The organism is Streptomyces sparsogenes subsp. cuspidosporus (assembly GCF_039532705.1).
Classification (GTDB): Bacteria; Actinomycetota; Actinomycetes; order Streptomycetales; family Streptomycetaceae; genus Streptomyces; species Streptomyces sparsogenes.
In genome coordinates, this window is sequence record NZ_BAAASD010000026.1 from 106377 (window position 1) to 122451 (window position 16075).

Here is a 16075-nt window from a genome sequence, read left to right on the forward strand (position 1 = left end):
GTTCACCGCCCCTTCCGCGTACCGTCCCCCGCCGTCGCCGACCCGGTCCCCGTACCCCGCTGGACTTTCCCTCCACCCACAGGGGGATGTCATGCGCAACGAACGCGACACTCGTACACCCGGAGCCGCCGGAGTCCGCCACGGCCCCCGCAGGCGGGTCACGGTCGCCGTGGCCGCCACCATCGCGCTGACGGCCATCCACCCCTGGGCGGTGCCCGCACCGGCGCAGGCCTCCGCTCCCCCGGCCACCCACACCGCCACCCATTCCACTCCCCACTCCCTCACCCGTCCGGCCCTCGTCGCGGTCTCCGACGAGATCCGCTGGACGACGCGCACGGTGGCCCCGGGTGTCGAGTTGCGCACCGGCGTCATCGAGCACCCGGACGCCGAGCCGGCCTGGACGGTCACCGTCCAGGCGCCCGCCGTCGACCGGCTGACCGGCGCCGCGACCTTCGCCCCGCTCGGCGCCCGCGCCTGGGCCGACCAGACCGCGCGGCGGCTGCGCGAGGCGGGTCTGACGCCGAGGGTGGAGGAGGTCGGCTGGCCGGAGTACGCGGACACGCCACGCGGCACCATGGGGTGGCGGGTGCGCGTGGGCTCGTACGCCACCTCGGCCGAGGCGCAGCGCACGACGCCGAAGGTGACCGCGGCCGGCCTCCAGCCGTCCGTGGAGTGGACCGGCTACGACATCCAGCAGCCCGCCGACCGGGAGAGCGTGCGGGTGGCGGTCATCGACCCGGCCACCTTCACCGGCGCCGTCGAAGCCACCCACCACGGCGATGTCGCGGACCGCGAGAAGACGTCCTCGGTCGCCACCTCGCTGAACTCCCTGGTCGGCGTCAACGGCGGCTTCTTCGTCACCTCCGACGCCGACGGTGTCCAGGGCACCATGGCCGGCATCGGCGCGTACGACGGCGAGCTGCAGTCGATGGCCGCCGGCCCGAGGGCCGCGCTGATCCTCGAGGACGGCGGCCGGCGCGCCCGTATCGCGGATCTGACCACCACGGCCACCGCGCGCGCCGGATCCGCCGACTACGCGGTGGAGGGCGTCAACCGGGTGCCGGGCCGGGTACGCAACTGCGGCCGCCCCGGAGCCACCCCGACCGACCTGCCCCGCCAGGACCTCACCTGCTCCAAGGCCGACGACCTGGTCAAGTTCACCGCGTCGTTCCGTGCCGGCCTGCCCACCGGGCCCGGTGTCCAGGTGGTGCTCGACGCCGGCCACCGTGTGGTCTCCACCGGCGCGCGCGGCGGCAAGGTCCCGGCCGGCGGGTCGGTGCTCCAGGGCATCGGCTCCGCGGCCGACTGGCTGACGGCCCACGGCCGCCCCGGCGAGCGGATCGCCGTGCGGGAGGTGGTCCGCGACACCGCGGGCCGCCAGGTCGAACTCGGCCCGGGCGACAGCGTCGTCAGCGCCGCGCCGACCCTGGTGGCGGGCGGGCGGATCGCCGTCGACGCCGCCACCGAGGGCATGCTCGACCCCCAGGACCTCTCCTTCGGCTACGCCTGGTCCAACGGGCGGCAGCCCCGCACCATGGCCGGCATCGACAAGGAGGGCCGCCTGCTGCTGGTCACCGTGGACGGCCGGCAGCCCGGCACCAGCGAGGGGTTCACCCTGGCGGAAGGCGCGGAGTTCATGCGCTCCCTGGGCGCGGAAGAGGCGCTCAACCTGGACGGCGGCGGCTCCAGCACCATGGCCGTCGAGGGCAGGGTCGTCAACGTCCCCTCGGACGCGGCGGGCGAGCGGCCGGTGGGCGACACGGTCCAGGTGCTTCCTGCGCGCCGCTGACCTTTGCGGTGAGAACGGGACAGCGACACGCCGTCACATCGGCGTGTCGCTGTCCCGTTCTCACCGGAAATCCCGGTGCGCCTACACGAGCAGGTCCAGCCCCTCGTGCCCGATGCCGGGCGCGTTGAGGGCCAGCCAGCCGTGGCCGCGTATCCGGGTGGCGGGGCCGACCTCGGTGGGGTCGACGGACAGCCGCCCGCACGCGTAGGCCGCGCGGGCCGTCCCCTCGTTCGGCTCGGCCTCGTCGTACTCCGGGTCGAAGTCCTCGTCGTCGACGCGCAGGTCCTCCCACGGCAGCGGCTCGCCGATCCACTCGGGGTCGCTCTCCGCCGCGTAACGCCGCCGGATCCGCCCCTTCTCCGCCACCACCCAGACGTCCGCCCCGGCCGCCTGGTCCTCGAAGAACATCTGTGCCTCGCCGCAGTGCTCGCTCAGCCGCTCCACGGCGCCCATCCACTCGTCCCAGTCCTGGCCGACCACATCGATGAGGTTGCCGAAGACCAACCGCCAGCCGTCCAGTTCGGGCGTGATGAACACCGGCAGCGCGCCCCGGCGCCACGGCATGTCCTCCACGTCGGCGCCCTCCTCCAGCGTGGCCGGAAACCGATCGTGCAGCCCCAGCGCCGTGAACACCCCCTCGTACGCCGCGCCGGGCACCGCGTACCACCACCCCCGCGGATCCGGCCGAACAGGCTTCTCACCACTGGCCTTGATCCGCGCGCGCCGCTCCAGCAGCGCCTTGTCGCGGGCGTCGAGACGGTCGATCAGCCCGGTGGCGAGAAGCTCGCGAAGCCTGTCTTTCGTCATGGTCGGAAACCCTAGTGCGACGGTGTGACACCACGACTTCCGGCCACCCCAGTAGGGTGGCGGCGTGAAGAGTGCGCTGCGACGGTGGTGGCCGACGGCGGCGGCCGTGGCGGTCGCGCTGGCCGGCGCTCTGCTGCTGGCGATCCAGGTCAAGCACATCTGGGACGGCCGCGGCGAGTTGGCCGCGCTGCGCGCCCACGGCCTGCACGCCCGGGCCCAGGCGACCCTGTCCACCACCTGCTCCACGGGCCGGGGCACCACCTGCGAGACCTCCTCGGTGTGGCTCGACTTCACCGACGCCGCCGGCGACCCCGTCTCCGTACCGGAGGCGCCGATCGACGGCTCGCTGTACGTCCCGCGCGGCCACCGCGACGCCGAGGACCGGGTGGCGACCACCGTCGTCTACGACCGCGCCGACCCCTACGACGCCCAACCCGCCGGCGCCCTCGCCCAGGGCCCCCTCGACCTGGCGTCCCACCACTGGCTCGCCTTGACCCTCGCGCTCGCCCTCCTCGGCGGCGGCGTCACCGCCACCATCGCCGCGTGGCCGCCTCACTCCATTGAGTGACGAGTGCACCCTTTCGGCGCGCGCTCGGGGCTCGGACTGGAACTCTCTGCGAGTGTCCGCGGTCTGTGCCCTGCCGGGGACAAGGAACACGGGGAGGCGGTGATGACAGTCATGAGTGTCACGGCCGAGACTCGGGTTGACGACCACGAAGGCCCCTGGTCGATCGCGGACGTCCTCGCGCTGCCGGAGCACCCGGCACGCGCCCGGTACGAGCTGGTGGACGGAGTCCTCATGGTCTCGCCCGCGCCCAGTTGGGACCACCAGATCGTGTCCGGTGAGCTGCTTCGCCGGATCAACTCCGCCCTGGTCCGGTCGGCCGCGGCATTCCTGGCCGCCGGCGCCGTGATGGTGGCGGAAAAGTCCAGGCTGTTCATCCCCGACATCGCCGTCGTCGACCGCGCCGCCGTCCAGCGCGGGACGCTGGCCGTGCCGCTGGAAGCGGTCCTGCTGCTCGTGGAAATCGTGTCGCCGTTCAACCGGTCCACCGATCGCATTCTCAAGCCGGCGCTCTACGCCCAGGCGAAGGTGCCTGCCTACTGGCGGGTCGAGCTCGAACCCGATGTGCGGGTGGTGGTGCACGAGCTGACGGTGGACACCTACCGCGAGGTGGCCACGGTCACGGGCAAGGAAGCCGTCGAGGTCGCGGGAGAGTTCACCGTCGACCTGGACGTCGCGGCGCTGCTCGACGATCTGGCCGACTGAACCACGGGCGTCAGCGGGGCGCTCCGGCCCCGACACCACCACTGGGCCCGGTGGCCTCCGCCACCCTCCACGAGCGGCAGTTCGGCTCGTGGCGCTCCTGCTTGGGAACGAAGACGGGCATGGCCGTGAGCGGTGTGTACAGGGTGCGCAGGGCTGCGAGAGCGGCATCGTTTCCGAGCACCACGCCGGCTTTGGGCCGGTCGGCGATCCGCCGGAGTTCCTGGAGCACATCCGCGAAAGGCTGCCGCCCGAGTCGCCGTATCCGCTGCTCCACTTCGGCCTTGTCGCCGTTCGCCAGGTACTCGGCACACTTCGCCAGCGTGTCGAGACACTGCCCCACCGCGTCCAGCCTGCCATGGCGCAGGGATCCGCGATTGAGTTGAAAGACGTCGATGGAAGCACACCCTCGCTCGGTCAGGCAGTGATACTCACCGCTGGTGAGCGAAAGCCGGAAGTGGTCGGCAGGTTCGTCCGCCGTGGGATCGACGAGGAGGGGGTTCCCCGCCTTGTCGTGCGGGAACGTGCCGCCCTTGGCGTGGGTGTTGCAGAATGCGCAGGCGAGCAGGTGGTTGTACCAGTCGAAGACCCGCCGCGGCGCGTGGTTCAGAGGCTCGTGGTGGTCGATCGCGGTCCCGAAGCTTTCCGAGCAGTACATGCAGCGCTCGATGCCGCTGGCCATGGCGCGTAGCGCATCGGCGACCCTCCTGCGTGTGCCGCTGGCATCCTTCCAGGCCTTCCGGGCAACGGATTCGGTGAGGCCGGCTTCGGGTAAGCGCTCGTGTGCCTCGGCAAGGAGACCGGCGGTCTTGTGGTCGAGCGGCGGCCGTTGCAGTGGAATCACTCGTCACGCCCCAGATGGGCGGCCACTTCGGTCACTCGTGCCGACAAGGAACTGTTCAACTGCGCGCTCAGCTTCCGGTATTCGGCCAGCTCCTCCTCGCTCGCCTGCTCGTCCAGAACACGGAACTCCATGGCCGCAAGCCGTCGTCGCAGTGCGTCCGCCCGCTCGGAATACGGGGAGTCCACCCCGAAGAGGTCCGAGAGGATCGCGTCGTCCCCGCTGCCGTACACGACTCGCTGGTACAGCTCCTCGTCGACCACCTCGGGTGGCCGCTCCTCGGTCGGGCCGGCCAGTCGGATGAGGCCGCCGGGGTCGGCGGCCTGACAGACGTACGGGCTGTGCGTGGTGACGATGAACTGGATCTCCGGGAAGTGCCGCTTCATCCACTGGCCGATACGCTTCTGCCAACTGACGTGTAGATGGGCGTCGACTTCATCGATGAGCACGACGCCCGGCATAGGAATAACGGGGTGCCCGTCGCGCTCCTCGACGCGAAGGTCGCCATAGGCGCCCTGAAGGTGGCGCACGATGTCTACGACGAGCGCCGTGACCGAGCGGTAGCCATCGCTCATGCTGCGCAGGGCAAGGACGCCACGCGGGGTGTTCACCCAGAGGCCGTCGGAATCGACTCCGCTCACCTCGTGGTCGTCGGGCAGCAGTCCATCGGCGAGCAGGAGTTTCACGGCCTCTACGAGTTCCCGCGCGCCGGTGCGCCCTTCGAGGCTGCGCAGATGTTGATCGATCAGCCAGGTGACGCCTTCTGCCAGACAGGCGCTTTCATCGAAGAGCGTCGCCAACCGCTCGGCCCGTTCAGCGCTCACATACCGAGCGGACGCCCCGCCGTCGAGACGACGGTAGGGACCGTAGCCGAGGCACAGCCACCCCTGCGGTGTTTCCTGCCAGGGTCCCGACTCGGCTCTGCGTTGCAGTTCGAAGGCCTTCGCCGTCGTGGGGCGACGCAGGCGGACATGGCTCTCCCCGCGGTTGGTCAACCGCTCCCAGACCAGGCGGACGCTCCCCGCCTCCGGGAACCAGTCATCGGTGAGGCTGTCGGTGCTCACCCATCGCGCATCCACGTGATCCGGGCCGACCACACGCGCCTCGACCACCGCCTTCCGCGCTCCCCGAGTCACCCAGTCGCCCGCCTCCTTGAACAGCGCGTGGGTGACAGCCGGGCCCTGCACCGCCAACGCGAGCGCCTGAAGCACCGTCGTCTTGCCGGAGCCGTTACGCCCGGCCAGTACGGTCCAGCCCGCGTGGCTGCCGTCCTCGCGCCGAGGGAACCGCAACCGCGCGGCCCGCGCACCGTGGAACCCCCGGACGCCGGACAGCTCCAGCTCCGTGACGTACATGACGTGCCTCCTACCGACGGGGTCCGGCGACTCCTCGCACACTATCGACCCGGGGAGCGGGGCGGCGGGCCCCGCTCCCCTGCCCTCAGGCGGCCTCGGCGCGCTCGAAGTCGGCGGCTTCGGCCTGGCCGAGCCACACCAGTCTGGCCGACACCTGGTCCTCGCCGCCGCGACGCCCTGTGAACCACCGGAGCGCTCGCTCGGGCGTGTTGAGGACGAACTGCCGGTTGCCGTCGATGGCGGTGACGCGTACGGAGCCGTCCTCGAAGGCCATCCCCCAGGCCGCGACCCACCCGTCCTTCACGCCCTGGTCGACCTCACATTCCTGGACAACGGCGAAGATCCGGGGCGCGACGGCGACGACGAGCTCGCACACCTCTTTGTCGAAGGCTTCCGGGGATGTGTCCACCCACGGGGGTGTGGGGTGGGAGTTCGGGCTCGGCGGGTTGCTGGGGTTCGGTGTCGCCATGTGTGCCTCCGAGAGGTGTCCGCGCCCCCGCTTCGGGCATGCCGGTGCCAGGGCGGCGGCATGTGGGGGCAGTACGCTTCCGGCTCGCGCCGGTCTTCACTGTGTGATGAGCGCGTCACTGACGGTAGAGCATAAGGTTATGCTGAAGCAACCTTATGCCGGCAAGTTGGACCCGTTCTGTCCCTGCGCGGCAGACTGACGAACCGCCTGGAGGGGAAGAGAGAGCATGCCGAGGAGTCAGCCCACAGCACGGCAACGTCGACTGGGCTCCGAGCTACGGAAGATGCGGGAAGCGGCGGGCCTCACGGCACGCCTCGCTGCCGAGCTGATCGGAACGACCCCGATCCAGATGAGCCAGGTCGAGGCGGGCAAGGCTGGCGTCAGCGAGGCACGCCTGCGGCGTATGGCTGCTCACTACGCCTGTTTCGACGAAGCGTTGATCAGCGCGTTGGTGGACATGGCCGGGGAGCGCGGCAAGGGATGGTGGGAGGAGTATCGCGGCTCTCTCGCCCATGGTGCTTTGGACCTGGCGGAGTTGGAACACCACGCCACCTACATGCGCACGCTGCAGGCCGCCTACATTCCAGGCCTGCTCCAGACCGAGGACTACACCCGGGCTCTGCTGGCCTATGCGGTCCCCGTGCGCCCGCCAGCAGACCTCGAGGCCCTGGTGTCCTTCCGACAACGGCGACGTGAGGTGCTGGGCCAAGAACCGGCGCGCGCGTTCGATGCCGTCATTCACGAGAGCGCTCTGCGGACACGCGTCGCCGACCGGAAAATCGCGCGCGAGCAGCTCTCGTTCGCCCTGGAACAATCGGAGCGCCCGAATGTCACCGTCCGGGTGATCCCCTTTGATGTCGACGGATTCGGTGGAGCCGGAAACTCCATGCTCTACGTTGGCGGACCCGTACCCAAGCTCGATACCGTGCAGATCGATGCCGTGCACGGCTCATTCTGGATGGACGCCGAGTCGCAGCTTGCGAAGTATCAAACGCTGCTTGACAAGGCAGTGGGCTCCGCTTTGCCCGTGGAGGAATCCCGGGACTTCATTCACCGGCTCGCGCAAGAACTATGAAAGGCTCAACCATGCCCAGCTCAACCCGTTGGCGCAAGTCTTCGTTCTCCGGCGGCGGAGATGACAATCACTGCGTCGAACTGGCCGTCGCAGACGGCAAAGTGCGGCTGCGGGAGAGCGACACCCCCGCAACCGCGCTCACCACCACACCGGGCCGACTCGCCACCTTCATACGCACCGTCAAGGCCGGCGCGCTCGACGACCTCAGCTGAAGTCCAGGCTTCCCGTGCGCGTCCGCTTCAGCTCGAAGAAGTTCGGGTAGCCCGCGAGCAGCCGGGCGCCGTCGAAGATGCGCAGGGCGTCCTCGCCGCGCGGGATGGAGGAGAGGACCGGGCCGAAGAAGGCGACGCCGTCGACGTGGAGGGTGGGGGTGCCGACGTCCTCGCCGACGGGGTCCATGCCCTCGTGGTGGCTCTTGCGGAGGGCCTCGTCGTAGTCGGTACTGGTCGCGGCGGAGGCGAGGTCGGCGGGGAGGCCGAGTTCGGCGAGGGACTCGCGGATCACGGCTTCGGTGTCCTCGTTGCCCTGGTTGTGGATGCGGGTGCCGAGCGCGGTGTACAGGTCGCGCAGGACCTCCTCGCCGTGGTGCTGCGCGGCGGCGACGCAGACGCGGACGGGGCCCCAGCCGGCCGCCAGCAGGTCGCGGTAGCGCTCGGGGAGGTCCTCGCGGCCTTCGTTGAGGACGGACAGGCTCATGACCCGGAAGCGGAGGTCGAGGTCGCGCTGCCGCTCGACCTCGAGGATCCAGCGGGAGGTGATCCAGGCGAAGGGGCAGATGGGGTCGAAGTAGAGATCGACCTTCGTGGGGGTGGTGGCGGCGTTCGGCGTTGCGTTCATGCGTGGGACCTTAGCCGCTGGGCGGACCAGGGCCGTGGGCCATTCCCGGGGTCCGGCGGTGGGCCATTTCCGGCCGGGGGTTTCAGGGGTGTGGGGTGTTCGGGGACACCCGGGGTGTGGGGCCGCCGCGCTCCATGGGGGACGAGCGCGGCGGCCACGGGATCGTGCGGTGCTATTCGACGATCTTCAGGAGCTTGTTGGGCGTGCCCGCGCCCGGGTTGGAGATCTTGTCCGCCGTCGCGCCCTCGGTCAGGGCCTTGGCCACGTCCGCCGGGGTGGCGTCCTGGTGGCCGCCGAGGTAGACGGCGGCGGCGCCGACGACGTGCGGGGTGGCCATCGAGGTGCCGGAGATGGTGTTGGTGGCGTCGTCGCCGGTGTTCCAGTCGGAGGTGATGTCCGAGCCGGGGGCGTAGATGTCGACGATGTCGCCGTAGTTGGAGAAGTCGGACTGCTCGTCGGCGTCGGTGCTGGAGGCGACGGTGATGGCGTCCTTGACGCGGGCGGGCGAGCCCTGGCTCGCGTCGGCGGACTCGTTGCCGGCCGCGACACCGAAGGTGACACCGGAGTCGATGGCCTTCTGGACCGCCGCGTCGAGGGCCTCGTCGACCGTGCCGCCGAGGCTCATGTTGGCGACGGAGGGGCCCTGGTGGTTCTCGGTGACCCAGTCGATGCCCGCGACGACCTGTTCGGTGGTGCCCGAGCCCTGGTCGTCGAGGACACGGACGGCGACGATCTTGGCCTTCTTTGCGACGCCGTGCTCGGTGCCGGCGATGGTGCCCGCCACATGGGTGCCGTGGCCGTTGCCATCGTCGGCGTCGTCGTCGTTGTCGATGGCGTCGAAGCCCGAGGTGGCGCGGCCGCCGAAGTCCTTGTGGCTGATCCGTACGCCGGTGTCGATGACGTACGCGGTGACGCCCTCGCCCGCGCTGTCGGGGTAGGTGTACTTCTTGTCGCCCGCGGTGTCGGCCTGGTCGATCCGGTCGAGACCCCAGGACGGCGGGTTGTCCTGGGTGGCGTCGATGGAGAAGCGGTGGTTCTGGACGACCTTGGCGACGGCCGGGTCGGCGGCCAGCCGCCCCGCCTCGGTGCGGGTCAGGCCGCTCGCGGAGAAGCCGTTGATCGCCGAGTCGTAGCTGCGGCGCAGCGTGCCGCCGTACCGCTGGGCGAGGTCCTTGCCGGTGCTCTGGGCCTTGACGCTCTCGCCGCCCTTGAGCAGGACGATGTAGCTGCCCTTGACGGCGTCGGCGGACTGGGTGCCGTAGACCTTGCCCTGGGCGGGCGAGGCGGTGGAGGCGCCGGCCGGGACGGCCATGAAGGCTCCGGTGGCGACGGCGGCGGCGACGGCCGTGGCCAAGGTGAGTCGACGCGCGTTGAGTTGCTTGTGAACTGCCATGACGAGGGTTCCTCCTCGTGTGGTCGTGGGGGGAAAGTTCGCATTGCAACAGCGCCGGGGCGTCGGTTGTGGGGACCTCGCTCCGGCCTGACTGGAAACCCTGGCCGATTGACGCGGTCAATTCAAGATCCTCGCCCATGTGTGACATAGGCAACTTTCGTGTTTCCGGCGGCGGTTGGGGTGTCCGGGGCGGTCGACGGGGCTCTTTACGTGTAAGGGGCCACCTTCCGGGGGGTAGGGCTGTCCCCCCTTCCCCGGGTGGAGGAGGCCACCTCGTGGTTCACCGGACAGCAGGATGGGAGGCCGCCCCCGCGCCCCATAGCGTCGATGCGAGTCGGCGGCAGGGGTCCGCCACCAGGGAAACCGGGGAGAAGGGGGGCGTCGTGGCGGACACAGGCCGCTCGGACAGGCCGCACGGGATCGCGGCCCGCATGGGGAGTTGGAGCGCCCGGCATCGGTGGACCGCGGTCGGGGGCTGGGTGCTGCTCGTCATCCTGGCTCTCGCCGTCGGGTCGATGGCGGGCCGGGTGGACGTATCGAACAGCGAGGCGCTTCCGGGCGAGTCCGGGCGTGTCTCGAAGCTTCTGGACGAGGTCGGCATTGACGACCCTGCCGGTGAAACGGTCCTGATCCAGGCCAAGGGGGACGGTGTCACCACGGCCGATCCGGCGTTCCACGCCGCCGTCGACGCGGTGGTCGCGGCGGTGCGGGGCACGGGTCAGGTCACCGGCGTCGCCTCGCCGTACGAGACGAAGACGATCTCCGCCGACCGGCGGTCCGCGCTGGTCCAGTTCGATATGCGCGGCGACCCGGAGAAGGCGGCGGACCACGTCCAGCCGGTGCTGGACGCGGTGGAGAAGGTCCAGGGCGCCCACAAGGACCTGCGGATCGAGCAGTTCGGCGACGCGAGTGGCCAGAAGGCGTTCGACGACGCGTTCGGCGACGACTTCCAGCAGGCCGAGTACTCGGCGCTGCCCGTGGCCCTCGGCATCCTGCTGATCGCCTTCGGCGCGCTGGTGGCCGCCCTGCTGCCGGTGGTGCTCGCGATGAGCGCCTTCCTGGCCACCTCGGGGCTGGTGGCGGTGGTCAGCCACGCGGTCCACATGAGCGACACGGCCAACTCCGTGATGCTGCTGGTGGGTCTCGCGGTGGGGGTCGACTACTGCCTGTTCTATCTGCGGCGCGAGCGCGAGGAGCGGGCGGCGGGCCGGGACGCGCAGACGGCGCTGCGGATAGCCGCCGCCACCTCCGGCCGGGCCGTGCTGGTGTCGGGGTTCACCGTCATCGTGGCGATGGCGGGGATGCTCTTCACCGGCATCGCCGAGTTCAAGGCCATGGGCCTGGCCACCCTGCTGGTGGTGGCCGTGGCGATGGTCGGCTCGGTGACGGTGCTCCCGGCGCTGCTGTCGCTGCTCGGCGAGCGGGTCGACAAGGGCCGGATACCGTTCCTGCGGCGCGCCAGGCGCCAGGGCAGCGGTGAGAGCCGCTTCTGGCGTGCCGTGCTGGGCCGCGTGCTGCGCCGGCCGAAGCTCTCGGTGGCGCTGGCGAGCGGGATGCTGATCGCGATCGCCGCCCCCGCCGTGGGCATGAACACCGCGAACCTCACCCTGGACCAGGAGTTCGGCGACTCGCTGCCGATCGTGGCCGCGTACGAGCACATGGACGAGGCGTTCCCCGGCGGGCCCGACCCGGCCCAGGTGGTCGTCAAGGCCGATGACATCAACGCCGCTCCGGTGCGCGCCGCGATCGCCGGCTTCCGCGAGCGGGCCGTCGCCGAGGGCGCCTCCAAGGGGCCAATCACGGTGGCCTTCCACGACCGGGAGAACCTCGCCGTCATCCAGGTCCCGCTGGTCGGCGGCTCCGACGAGGCGAAGAGCGAGAAGAGCCTGGACATCCTGCGCGACACCGTGCGCCCGGACACCCTCGACAAAGCGGACGGGATCGTGGACGCCCCGATCGGCGGCTCCACCGCCATCTCCAAGGACTTCAACGACAAGCTGGGCTCGGCCGTGACGCCGGTCTTCGCCTTCGTCGTCGTCTTCGCCTTCCTGCTGATGCTGATGTCCTTCAGGTCGCTGACGGTGGCCGTCACCTCCATCGTGCTCAACCTGCTGTCGGTGGGCGCCGCGTACGGCATCCTCACCGCCGTCTTCCAGCACGGCTGGGGCGCGGGCCTGGTGGGCGCGGAGGGGGTGGGCGCGATCGTGTCGTGGCTGCCGCTGTTCCTCTTCGTGATCCTTTTCGGGCTGAGCATGGACTACCACGTGTTCGTGGTCTCCCGGATCCGCGAGGCGCATCTGGCCGGGCGGACCACCAAGGACGCGGTGGTCCACGGGGTGGTCACCACGGCGGGCGTGGTGACCAGCGCCGCCGTGATCATGGTCGCGGTGTTCGCCATCTTCGGCACGCTGTCGATGCAGAGCATGAAGCAGATGGGCGTGGGGCTGGCGGCCGCGGTGCTCATCGACGCCACCGTGATCCGCGGGGTGCTGCTGCCGGCGGTGATGTCGCTGCTCGGCGAGCGCAACTGGTACCTGCCGCGCTGGCTGCGGTGGCTGCCGGACCTCACCCACGACGAGCCGGTGGCGGCCGGGCCCGCGCCGGCCGGCGCCGGCGAGCCGGAGCGTAAATCGGTTGCGGTCCGGTAGGGCGTCTCCCTACGGTGAACCGGTCGCGTGGCGCTCGTGCCGCGCGGCCGGTTCGTGCTGTGACGGCACGGACGGCATGACGCACAGACGCAACACGCACAGACGCAACACGCACAGACGCAACACGCACACGCGCGGAGGGCACTCGCTGATGGGATCTCTGAACATCGGCGCGTTCACCCGCGACCCCCGTGGCCTCGCCCGGGTGGCGTGTGCGTACGCGTCTGTCCTGCTCACCCGCCGCCCGCGGCGCGGCCCCGGTGCCCTGGCCGGCCCGGACGCGCCCAGCGCCTTCCCGAGCCGTTGACCGCTCGCCACTGAGCGCTCGACACCCCTCGACAACCGCCCACCGCTGAGGCTTTGACGGCTCAATCGGCCTGACCGCCCCGCGGTTCGCTTCCGTACGCCCTTTGGCCAGGGCCCCCGCCAGTCCAGGAATCACTCACTCCGGGACGGGCGGCAGGGCCCGTTCCGTGCTGCTGCCGCCCGCCCGGCTCCGAAAGGACCGCCGGCTGTGGCCCGCAAGCGAAATCCGTCCCGACTCCCGAGCCCTGGCGAGCGGCGAACCGAGCGCGATCTGACGCGCCGTACGCTCTCGCAGAACTTCCTGGTCGACCCGGCCGCCGTCGCCCGCGTGGTGCGGGCGGCGAGCCCACGCCCCGACGATCTGCTGGTCGAGGTCGGCATGGGCAAGGGCGCGCTCACCGAGGCGCTCGCGCCGCGCTGCGGCGAGCTCGTCGGCTACGAGATCGACCGCCATCTGATCCCCGGCCTGCGGCAGCGCCTGGCCGGCCACCCCCGGGTGCGCGTGGTGCACCAGGACTTCCTGACCGCCCGGCCCCCGCTGCGGCCCTTCGCGGTGGTCGGCAACGTGCCGTACGCCCGCACCTCCGAGATCGTCGACTGGTGTCTGCGGGCGCCCCGGCTGACCTCGGCCACCCTCCTGACCCAGCTGGAGTACGCCCGCAAGCGCACCGGGGACTTCGGCCGGTGGAGCCTGGTGACCGTGCGGAGCTGGCCGGACGTCGACTGGCGGCTGTGCGGGCGGGTGCCGCGCGCCGCGTTCCGCCCGGTGCCCCGGGTGGACGGCGGGATCCTGCGGCTGACGCGGCGCCCGCGGCCGCTGCTGACGGGCGCGGCCGAGCGGGCCGCGTACGGGCGGCTGGTCGAGCTGGGCTTCTCCGGCGTCGGCGGCACGCTGTACGCGTCGCTGCGCCGGGCGCACCCCGCCCGGCGGCTGGAGGCAGCTTTCCGCCGGGCGGGGCTTGGCCGCGACACGGTGGTGGCGTACGCGACCCCGCGGCAGTGGCTGGTGCTGTCCGAGGAGCTGAGCGGCACGCCGGGCTGAGCGCGGCTCAGGCAGCAGTCGTCTCGAAGGAATCCAGCGTGCGGGCGAAGTCCCGGGTGGACAGCAGCAGTTTGTAGATGATGGCCAGCTCGAAGACGAGCAGCAGGGCTCCCGACACCACGGTCGCCACGCCGATCGAGTCGAGGGCGGGCCCGATGATGAACACCCCCATCTGGAACTCGATGCCGCTGATGAGATGAGCGCGGATGCGGTGCCGCATGAGGAAGGAGCGGCACCGCGTCCACCACGGGAAGCGTCGCCGGAACTCCTGCTGGAGGTCGACGACGGCGGCCTTCCGCGGGGGCGCGGGGGCGGTCGCCACCGCTGCGGCGCCAGGGGCGGCCGCCACCGGCGCCGCGCCGGGGGCGTCAAGCGCGGGGGGCTGCTCCGCGGTGGGGAAGGGGGCCTCGATCACCGACGCCGCGAAGGGCGGCTCGAACTCGAGGTCCGTCGCCCCGCCCGCCGTCACGGCGCGGTCGTGCTCCATGTCCGCGTCGGGGTTGTCCCGGAGCAGATCCTCCATGAAGGCCAGTTCCGCCTGGTTCTGAGCCTTGCGCGCGGCACGCATCCGGGCCTTGATCTGCTTGCGCATGGTGTGCCGGATCTTGAAGATCTCCAGCGAGTCGATGTAGCGCAACGCGTCCAGGAAGGTGACGGCGAGCGCCAGCCAGATGTACAGCACGTCGCCGGTGCGCGCGTACTGGCCGCCCATCAGCGCGGCCGCGCAGACCACGACCCGGATCCGGTCGAAGACGAAGTCCAGCCAGGCGCCGAAGACCGAGCCGGTGCCGGTCAGCCGGGCCAGCTTGCCGTCCATGCAGTCGAAGATGAAGCTCACGTGGTAGAGCAGGGCGCCGAGCAGCAGCCAGCGCCAGTCCCCCTGCGTGAAGCACGCGGCGGACCCGAGACCCACGATGAACGCGCCCCAGGTGATCTGGTTCGGGGTGACGCGGGTGTGCATCGCGGTCCAGCGGACCAGCGGCGTGGCGACCGGGTCCACCAGCATGACGGTCCACCACGCGTCGCGCTTCTTCTCGGTGATGCGGCGCACTTCGGCGAGTGGCGGTATGTGTCGGTCGTCTCGGGGCATGTCCAACTTCCTGCGTTCGTCAAGCGTTCACCTGACGGTAAGAAGTGGGTAAGAGAAGGTTCAAGATCAGTCGGATGCAACCTTTCTCCTGGGGTAACGGTCTCCTGGAGGGAGAGGGTCGATGGCACGGCCCTGTCATGCCGGCCGGTAGACCGACAGCCGGAAGGACGTGGTCACCGTCAGGGGGGAGGGGAGGCGGGCGGCCCGGCGACGCACCTCGTCCGGGTCGAGGTGGTGCGCGGAGGGTCCCATGGAGGCCGCGTTCTCCGCGTCCTCGGCGGTCAGCTCGACCGTGGCGTCGTAGGGCGTGGTGCGCTCCAGCCGGAAGTGGCCGTCCAGCGCGCGGCGCAGCCGGTCCTCCTTGGCCGCGTCGATGGACAGCAGGCCCATGGAGGGCCGGAGTTCGGCGAGGTGGCGGGGGGTGGGGGTGACCACCAGCAGCGCCCCGCCGGGCCGCAGTACGCGGCGGAACTCGCCGCCGTTGCGCGGCGCGAACACATTGAGCAGCACATCGACCGAGCCGGTCCGCATCGGCAGCGGGCGCCGCAGGTCCCAGCGCGCGGCGCCCGCGCGGGGGTGGGCCCGCCCGGCGCGGCGCAGCGCGTGCTTGGAGGTGTCCAGCGCGAGGCCGGACGCGCCGGGGGCGGCGTCCAGCACGGCGGACAGGTAGTAGCCGGTGCCGGCCCCGGCGTCCAGCACGGTGCCGCCGGGCGGGCACAGCGGCGCGGCGAGCGCCGCGAGGGCGTCCGCCAGCCCCGCGTAGTGCCCGGCCCCGAGGAACGCCGCCCGGGCCCTGACCATGGCCGCGGTGTCGGCGCTCGCGGTGGACACGCCGCCGGCCAGCAGGCCGGCGTAGCCCTGGCGGGCGATGTCGAAGGAGTGGCCGCGGGGGCAGCCGAGCGCCGCGGCGCGGGGCCGGAGGCCGTCGCCGCACAGCGGGCACAGGAGGGCGTCGAAGGGTTCGGCCACGCCGCGACACTAAGCGAGACGAGACGTCTCGTGCAAACAGGATCCCACGCGGTGGCGCCCGGCCGCGACGCCCCGCGGTGGCCCCCCACCGGCGCCGCCCGGCCGCGGTGTGGCACCCGGCCGCGACGCCCCGCGGTGGCCCCCGGCCGCGGTGGCCTTCGGCCGCGTCGGCCCGCCGGGCCCACCC

16 protein-coding genes are annotated in these 16075 nt (G+C 71.4%); 8 read left to right on the top strand and 8 right to left on the bottom strand.

The window, feature by feature from the left end; genetic code table 11:
• Positions 1-91: 91 nt before the first annotated feature.
• Entirely contained in the window at positions 92-1789 is a 1698-nt protein-coding gene (locus ABFY07_RS26785; RefSeq protein WP_346176936.1) for a phosphodiester glycosidase family protein, read from the top strand.
• Positions 1790-1870: 81 nt separating this feature from the next.
• Here ABFY07_RS26785 and ABFY07_RS26790 read toward each other — a convergent pair whose 3' ends face one another.
• Positions 1871-2596 carry a hypothetical protein gene (locus ABFY07_RS26790; protein WP_346176937.1) on the bottom strand — a complete coding sequence of 242 codons (726 nt, stop codon included), beginning with the start codon at positions 2594-2596 and terminating at the stop codon, positions 1871-1873.
• A gap of 64 nt (positions 2597-2660) precedes the next feature.
• Between ABFY07_RS26790 and ABFY07_RS26795 the strand changes: the two genes are divergently transcribed.
• Together ABFY07_RS26795 and ABFY07_RS26800 are read left to right on the top strand one after the other, a co-directional pair.
• A complete protein-coding gene (locus ABFY07_RS26795) occupies positions 2661-3164 on the top strand; it encodes a hypothetical protein (RefSeq protein ID WP_346176938.1) in 504 nt (167 codons plus the stop codon).
• Positions 3165-3266: 102 nt separating this feature from the next.
• Positions 3267-3866, top strand: coding sequence for a Uma2 family endonuclease (locus tag ABFY07_RS26800; protein WP_346176939.1), 600 nt, complete (start codon positions 3267-3269; stop codon positions 3864-3866).
• Between the two features lie 10 nt (positions 3867-3876).
• On the opposite strand, the gene ABFY07_RS26805 is transcribed toward ABFY07_RS26800, so the two are convergent.
• The 3 genes from ABFY07_RS26805 to ABFY07_RS26815 all read right to left on the bottom strand — a co-directional run bounded on the left by ABFY07_RS26805 (position 3877) and on the right by ABFY07_RS26815 (position 6528).
• The gene (locus ABFY07_RS26805) at positions 3877-4707 is read right to left on the bottom strand and encodes an HNH endonuclease family protein (RefSeq protein ID WP_346176940.1); all 831 of its coding nucleotides are present in this window, start codon (positions 4705-4707) and stop codon (positions 3877-3879) included.
• A complete protein-coding gene (locus ABFY07_RS26810; protein ID WP_346176941.1) occupies positions 4704-6059 on the bottom strand; it encodes an AAA family ATPase in 1356 nt (451 codons plus the stop codon). Before ABFY07_RS26810 ends, ABFY07_RS26805 begins: the two co-directional genes overlap by 4 nt.
• An 85-nt stretch (positions 6060-6144) precedes the next feature.
• A complete protein-coding gene (locus tag ABFY07_RS26815) occupies positions 6145-6528 on the bottom strand; it encodes a hypothetical protein (RefSeq protein WP_346176942.1) in 384 nt (127 codons plus the stop codon).
• 226 nt (positions 6529-6754) lie between these two features.
• Between ABFY07_RS26815 and ABFY07_RS26820 the strand changes: the two genes are divergently transcribed.
• Both ABFY07_RS26820 and ABFY07_RS26825 read left to right on the top strand, forming a co-directional pair.
• Complete coding sequence (locus ABFY07_RS26820; protein ID WP_346176943.1) at positions 6755-7603, top strand: helix-turn-helix domain-containing protein; 849 nt, start codon at positions 6755-6757, stop codon at positions 7601-7603.
• Between the two features lie 11 nt (positions 7604-7614).
• Positions 7615-7815: a DUF397 domain-containing protein gene (locus ABFY07_RS26825; protein WP_346176944.1), complete on the top strand. Its 201-nt coding sequence runs from the start codon at positions 7615-7617 to the stop codon at positions 7813-7815.
• On the opposite strand, the gene ABFY07_RS26830 is transcribed toward ABFY07_RS26825, so the two are convergent.
• Positions 7808-8440 carry a mycothiol-dependent nitroreductase Rv2466c family protein gene (locus tag ABFY07_RS26830; protein WP_346176945.1) on the bottom strand — a complete coding sequence of 211 codons (633 nt, stop codon included), beginning with the start codon at positions 8438-8440 and terminating at the stop codon, positions 7808-7810. The two genes, ABFY07_RS26825 and ABFY07_RS26830, sit on opposite strands and share 8 nt — an antisense overlap.
• 172 nt (positions 8441-8612) lie before the next feature.
• The gene (locus ABFY07_RS26835) at positions 8613-9833 is read right to left on the bottom strand and encodes a S8 family peptidase (RefSeq protein WP_346176946.1); all 1221 of its coding nucleotides are present in this window, start codon (positions 9831-9833) and stop codon (positions 8613-8615) included.
• Positions 9834-10264: 431 nt separating this feature from the next.
• Here ABFY07_RS26835 and ABFY07_RS26840 point away from each other — a divergent pair, with 431 nt between their 5' ends.
• The 3 genes from ABFY07_RS26840 to erm all read left to right on the top strand — a co-directional run bounded on the left by ABFY07_RS26840 (position 10265) and on the right by erm (position 13829).
• Complete coding sequence (locus tag ABFY07_RS26840) at positions 10265-12481, top strand: MMPL family transporter (RefSeq protein ID WP_346176955.1); 2217 nt, start codon at positions 10265-10267, stop codon at positions 12479-12481.
• A 151-nt stretch (positions 12482-12632) separates the two neighbouring features.
• Positions 12633-12788, top strand: coding sequence for a hypothetical protein (locus tag ABFY07_RS26845; RefSeq protein ID WP_346176947.1), 156 nt, complete (start codon positions 12633-12635; stop codon positions 12786-12788).
• A 270-nt stretch (positions 12789-13058) separates the two neighbouring features.
• Positions 13059-13829 carry an ErmE/ErmH/ErmO/ErmR family 23S rRNA (adenine(2058)-N(6))-methyltransferase gene (gene erm / locus ABFY07_RS26850; protein ID WP_346176956.1) on the top strand — a complete coding sequence of 257 codons (771 nt, stop codon included), beginning with the start codon at positions 13059-13061 and terminating at the stop codon, positions 13827-13829.
• A gap of 7 nt (positions 13830-13836) precedes the next feature.
• Here the strand turns inward: erm and ABFY07_RS26855 are convergent, their stop codons facing one another.
• Together ABFY07_RS26855 and ABFY07_RS26860 are read right to left on the bottom strand one after the other, a co-directional pair.
• Complete coding sequence (locus ABFY07_RS26855) at positions 13837-14919, bottom strand: CDP-alcohol phosphatidyltransferase family protein (protein ID WP_346176948.1); 1083 nt, start codon at positions 14917-14919, stop codon at positions 13837-13839.
• Between the two features lie 135 nt (positions 14920-15054).
• Complete coding sequence (locus tag ABFY07_RS26860) at positions 15055-15888, bottom strand: putative RNA methyltransferase (protein ID WP_346176949.1); 834 nt, start codon at positions 15886-15888, stop codon at positions 15055-15057.
• Between the last annotated feature and the right edge of the window lie 187 nt (positions 15889-16075).

What these genes read in the sequence shown, in the direction of transcription:
- ABFY07_RS26835 (WP_346176946.1), bottom strand. Translation starts at nt 9,833, where the DNA reads ATGGCAGTTCACAAGCAACTCAACGCGCGTCGACTCACCTTGGCCACG.
- ABFY07_RS26820 (WP_346176943.1), top strand. Translation starts at nt 6,755, where the DNA reads ATGCCGAGGAGTCAGCCCACAGCACGGCAACGTCGACTGGGCTCCGAG.
- ABFY07_RS26845 (WP_346176947.1), top strand. Translation starts at nt 12,633, where the DNA reads ATGGGATCTCTGAACATCGGCGCGTTCACCCGCGACCCCCGTGGCCTC.
- ABFY07_RS26815 (WP_346176942.1), bottom strand. Translation starts at nt 6,528, where the DNA reads ATGGCGACACCGAACCCCAGCAACCCGCCGAGCCCGAACTCCCACCCC.
- ABFY07_RS26840 (WP_346176955.1), top strand. Translation starts at nt 10,265, where the DNA reads ATGGGGAGTTGGAGCGCCCGGCATCGGTGGACCGCGGTCGGGGGCTGG.
- ABFY07_RS26800 (WP_346176939.1), top strand. Translation starts at nt 3,267, where the DNA reads ATGACAGTCATGAGTGTCACGGCCGAGACTCGGGTTGACGACCACGAA.
- ABFY07_RS26810 (WP_346176941.1), bottom strand. Translation starts at nt 6,059, where the DNA reads ATGTACGTCACGGAGCTGGAGCTGTCCGGCGTCCGGGGGTTCCACGGT.
- ABFY07_RS26785 (WP_346176936.1), top strand. Translation starts at nt 92, where the DNA reads ATGCGCAACGAACGCGACACTCGTACACCCGGAGCCGCCGGAGTCCGC.
- ABFY07_RS26790 (WP_346176937.1), bottom strand. Translation starts at nt 2,596, where the DNA reads ATGACGAAAGACAGGCTTCGCGAGCTTCTCGCCACCGGGCTGATCGAC.
- ABFY07_RS26855 (WP_346176948.1), bottom strand. Translation starts at nt 14,919, where the DNA reads ATGCCCCGAGACGACCGACACATACCGCCACTCGCCGAAGTGCGCCGC.
- ABFY07_RS26830 (WP_346176945.1), bottom strand. Translation starts at nt 8,440, where the DNA reads ATGAACGCAACGCCGAACGCCGCCACCACCCCCACGAAGGTCGATCTC.
- ABFY07_RS26825 (WP_346176944.1), top strand. Translation starts at nt 7,615, where the DNA reads ATGCCCAGCTCAACCCGTTGGCGCAAGTCTTCGTTCTCCGGCGGCGGA.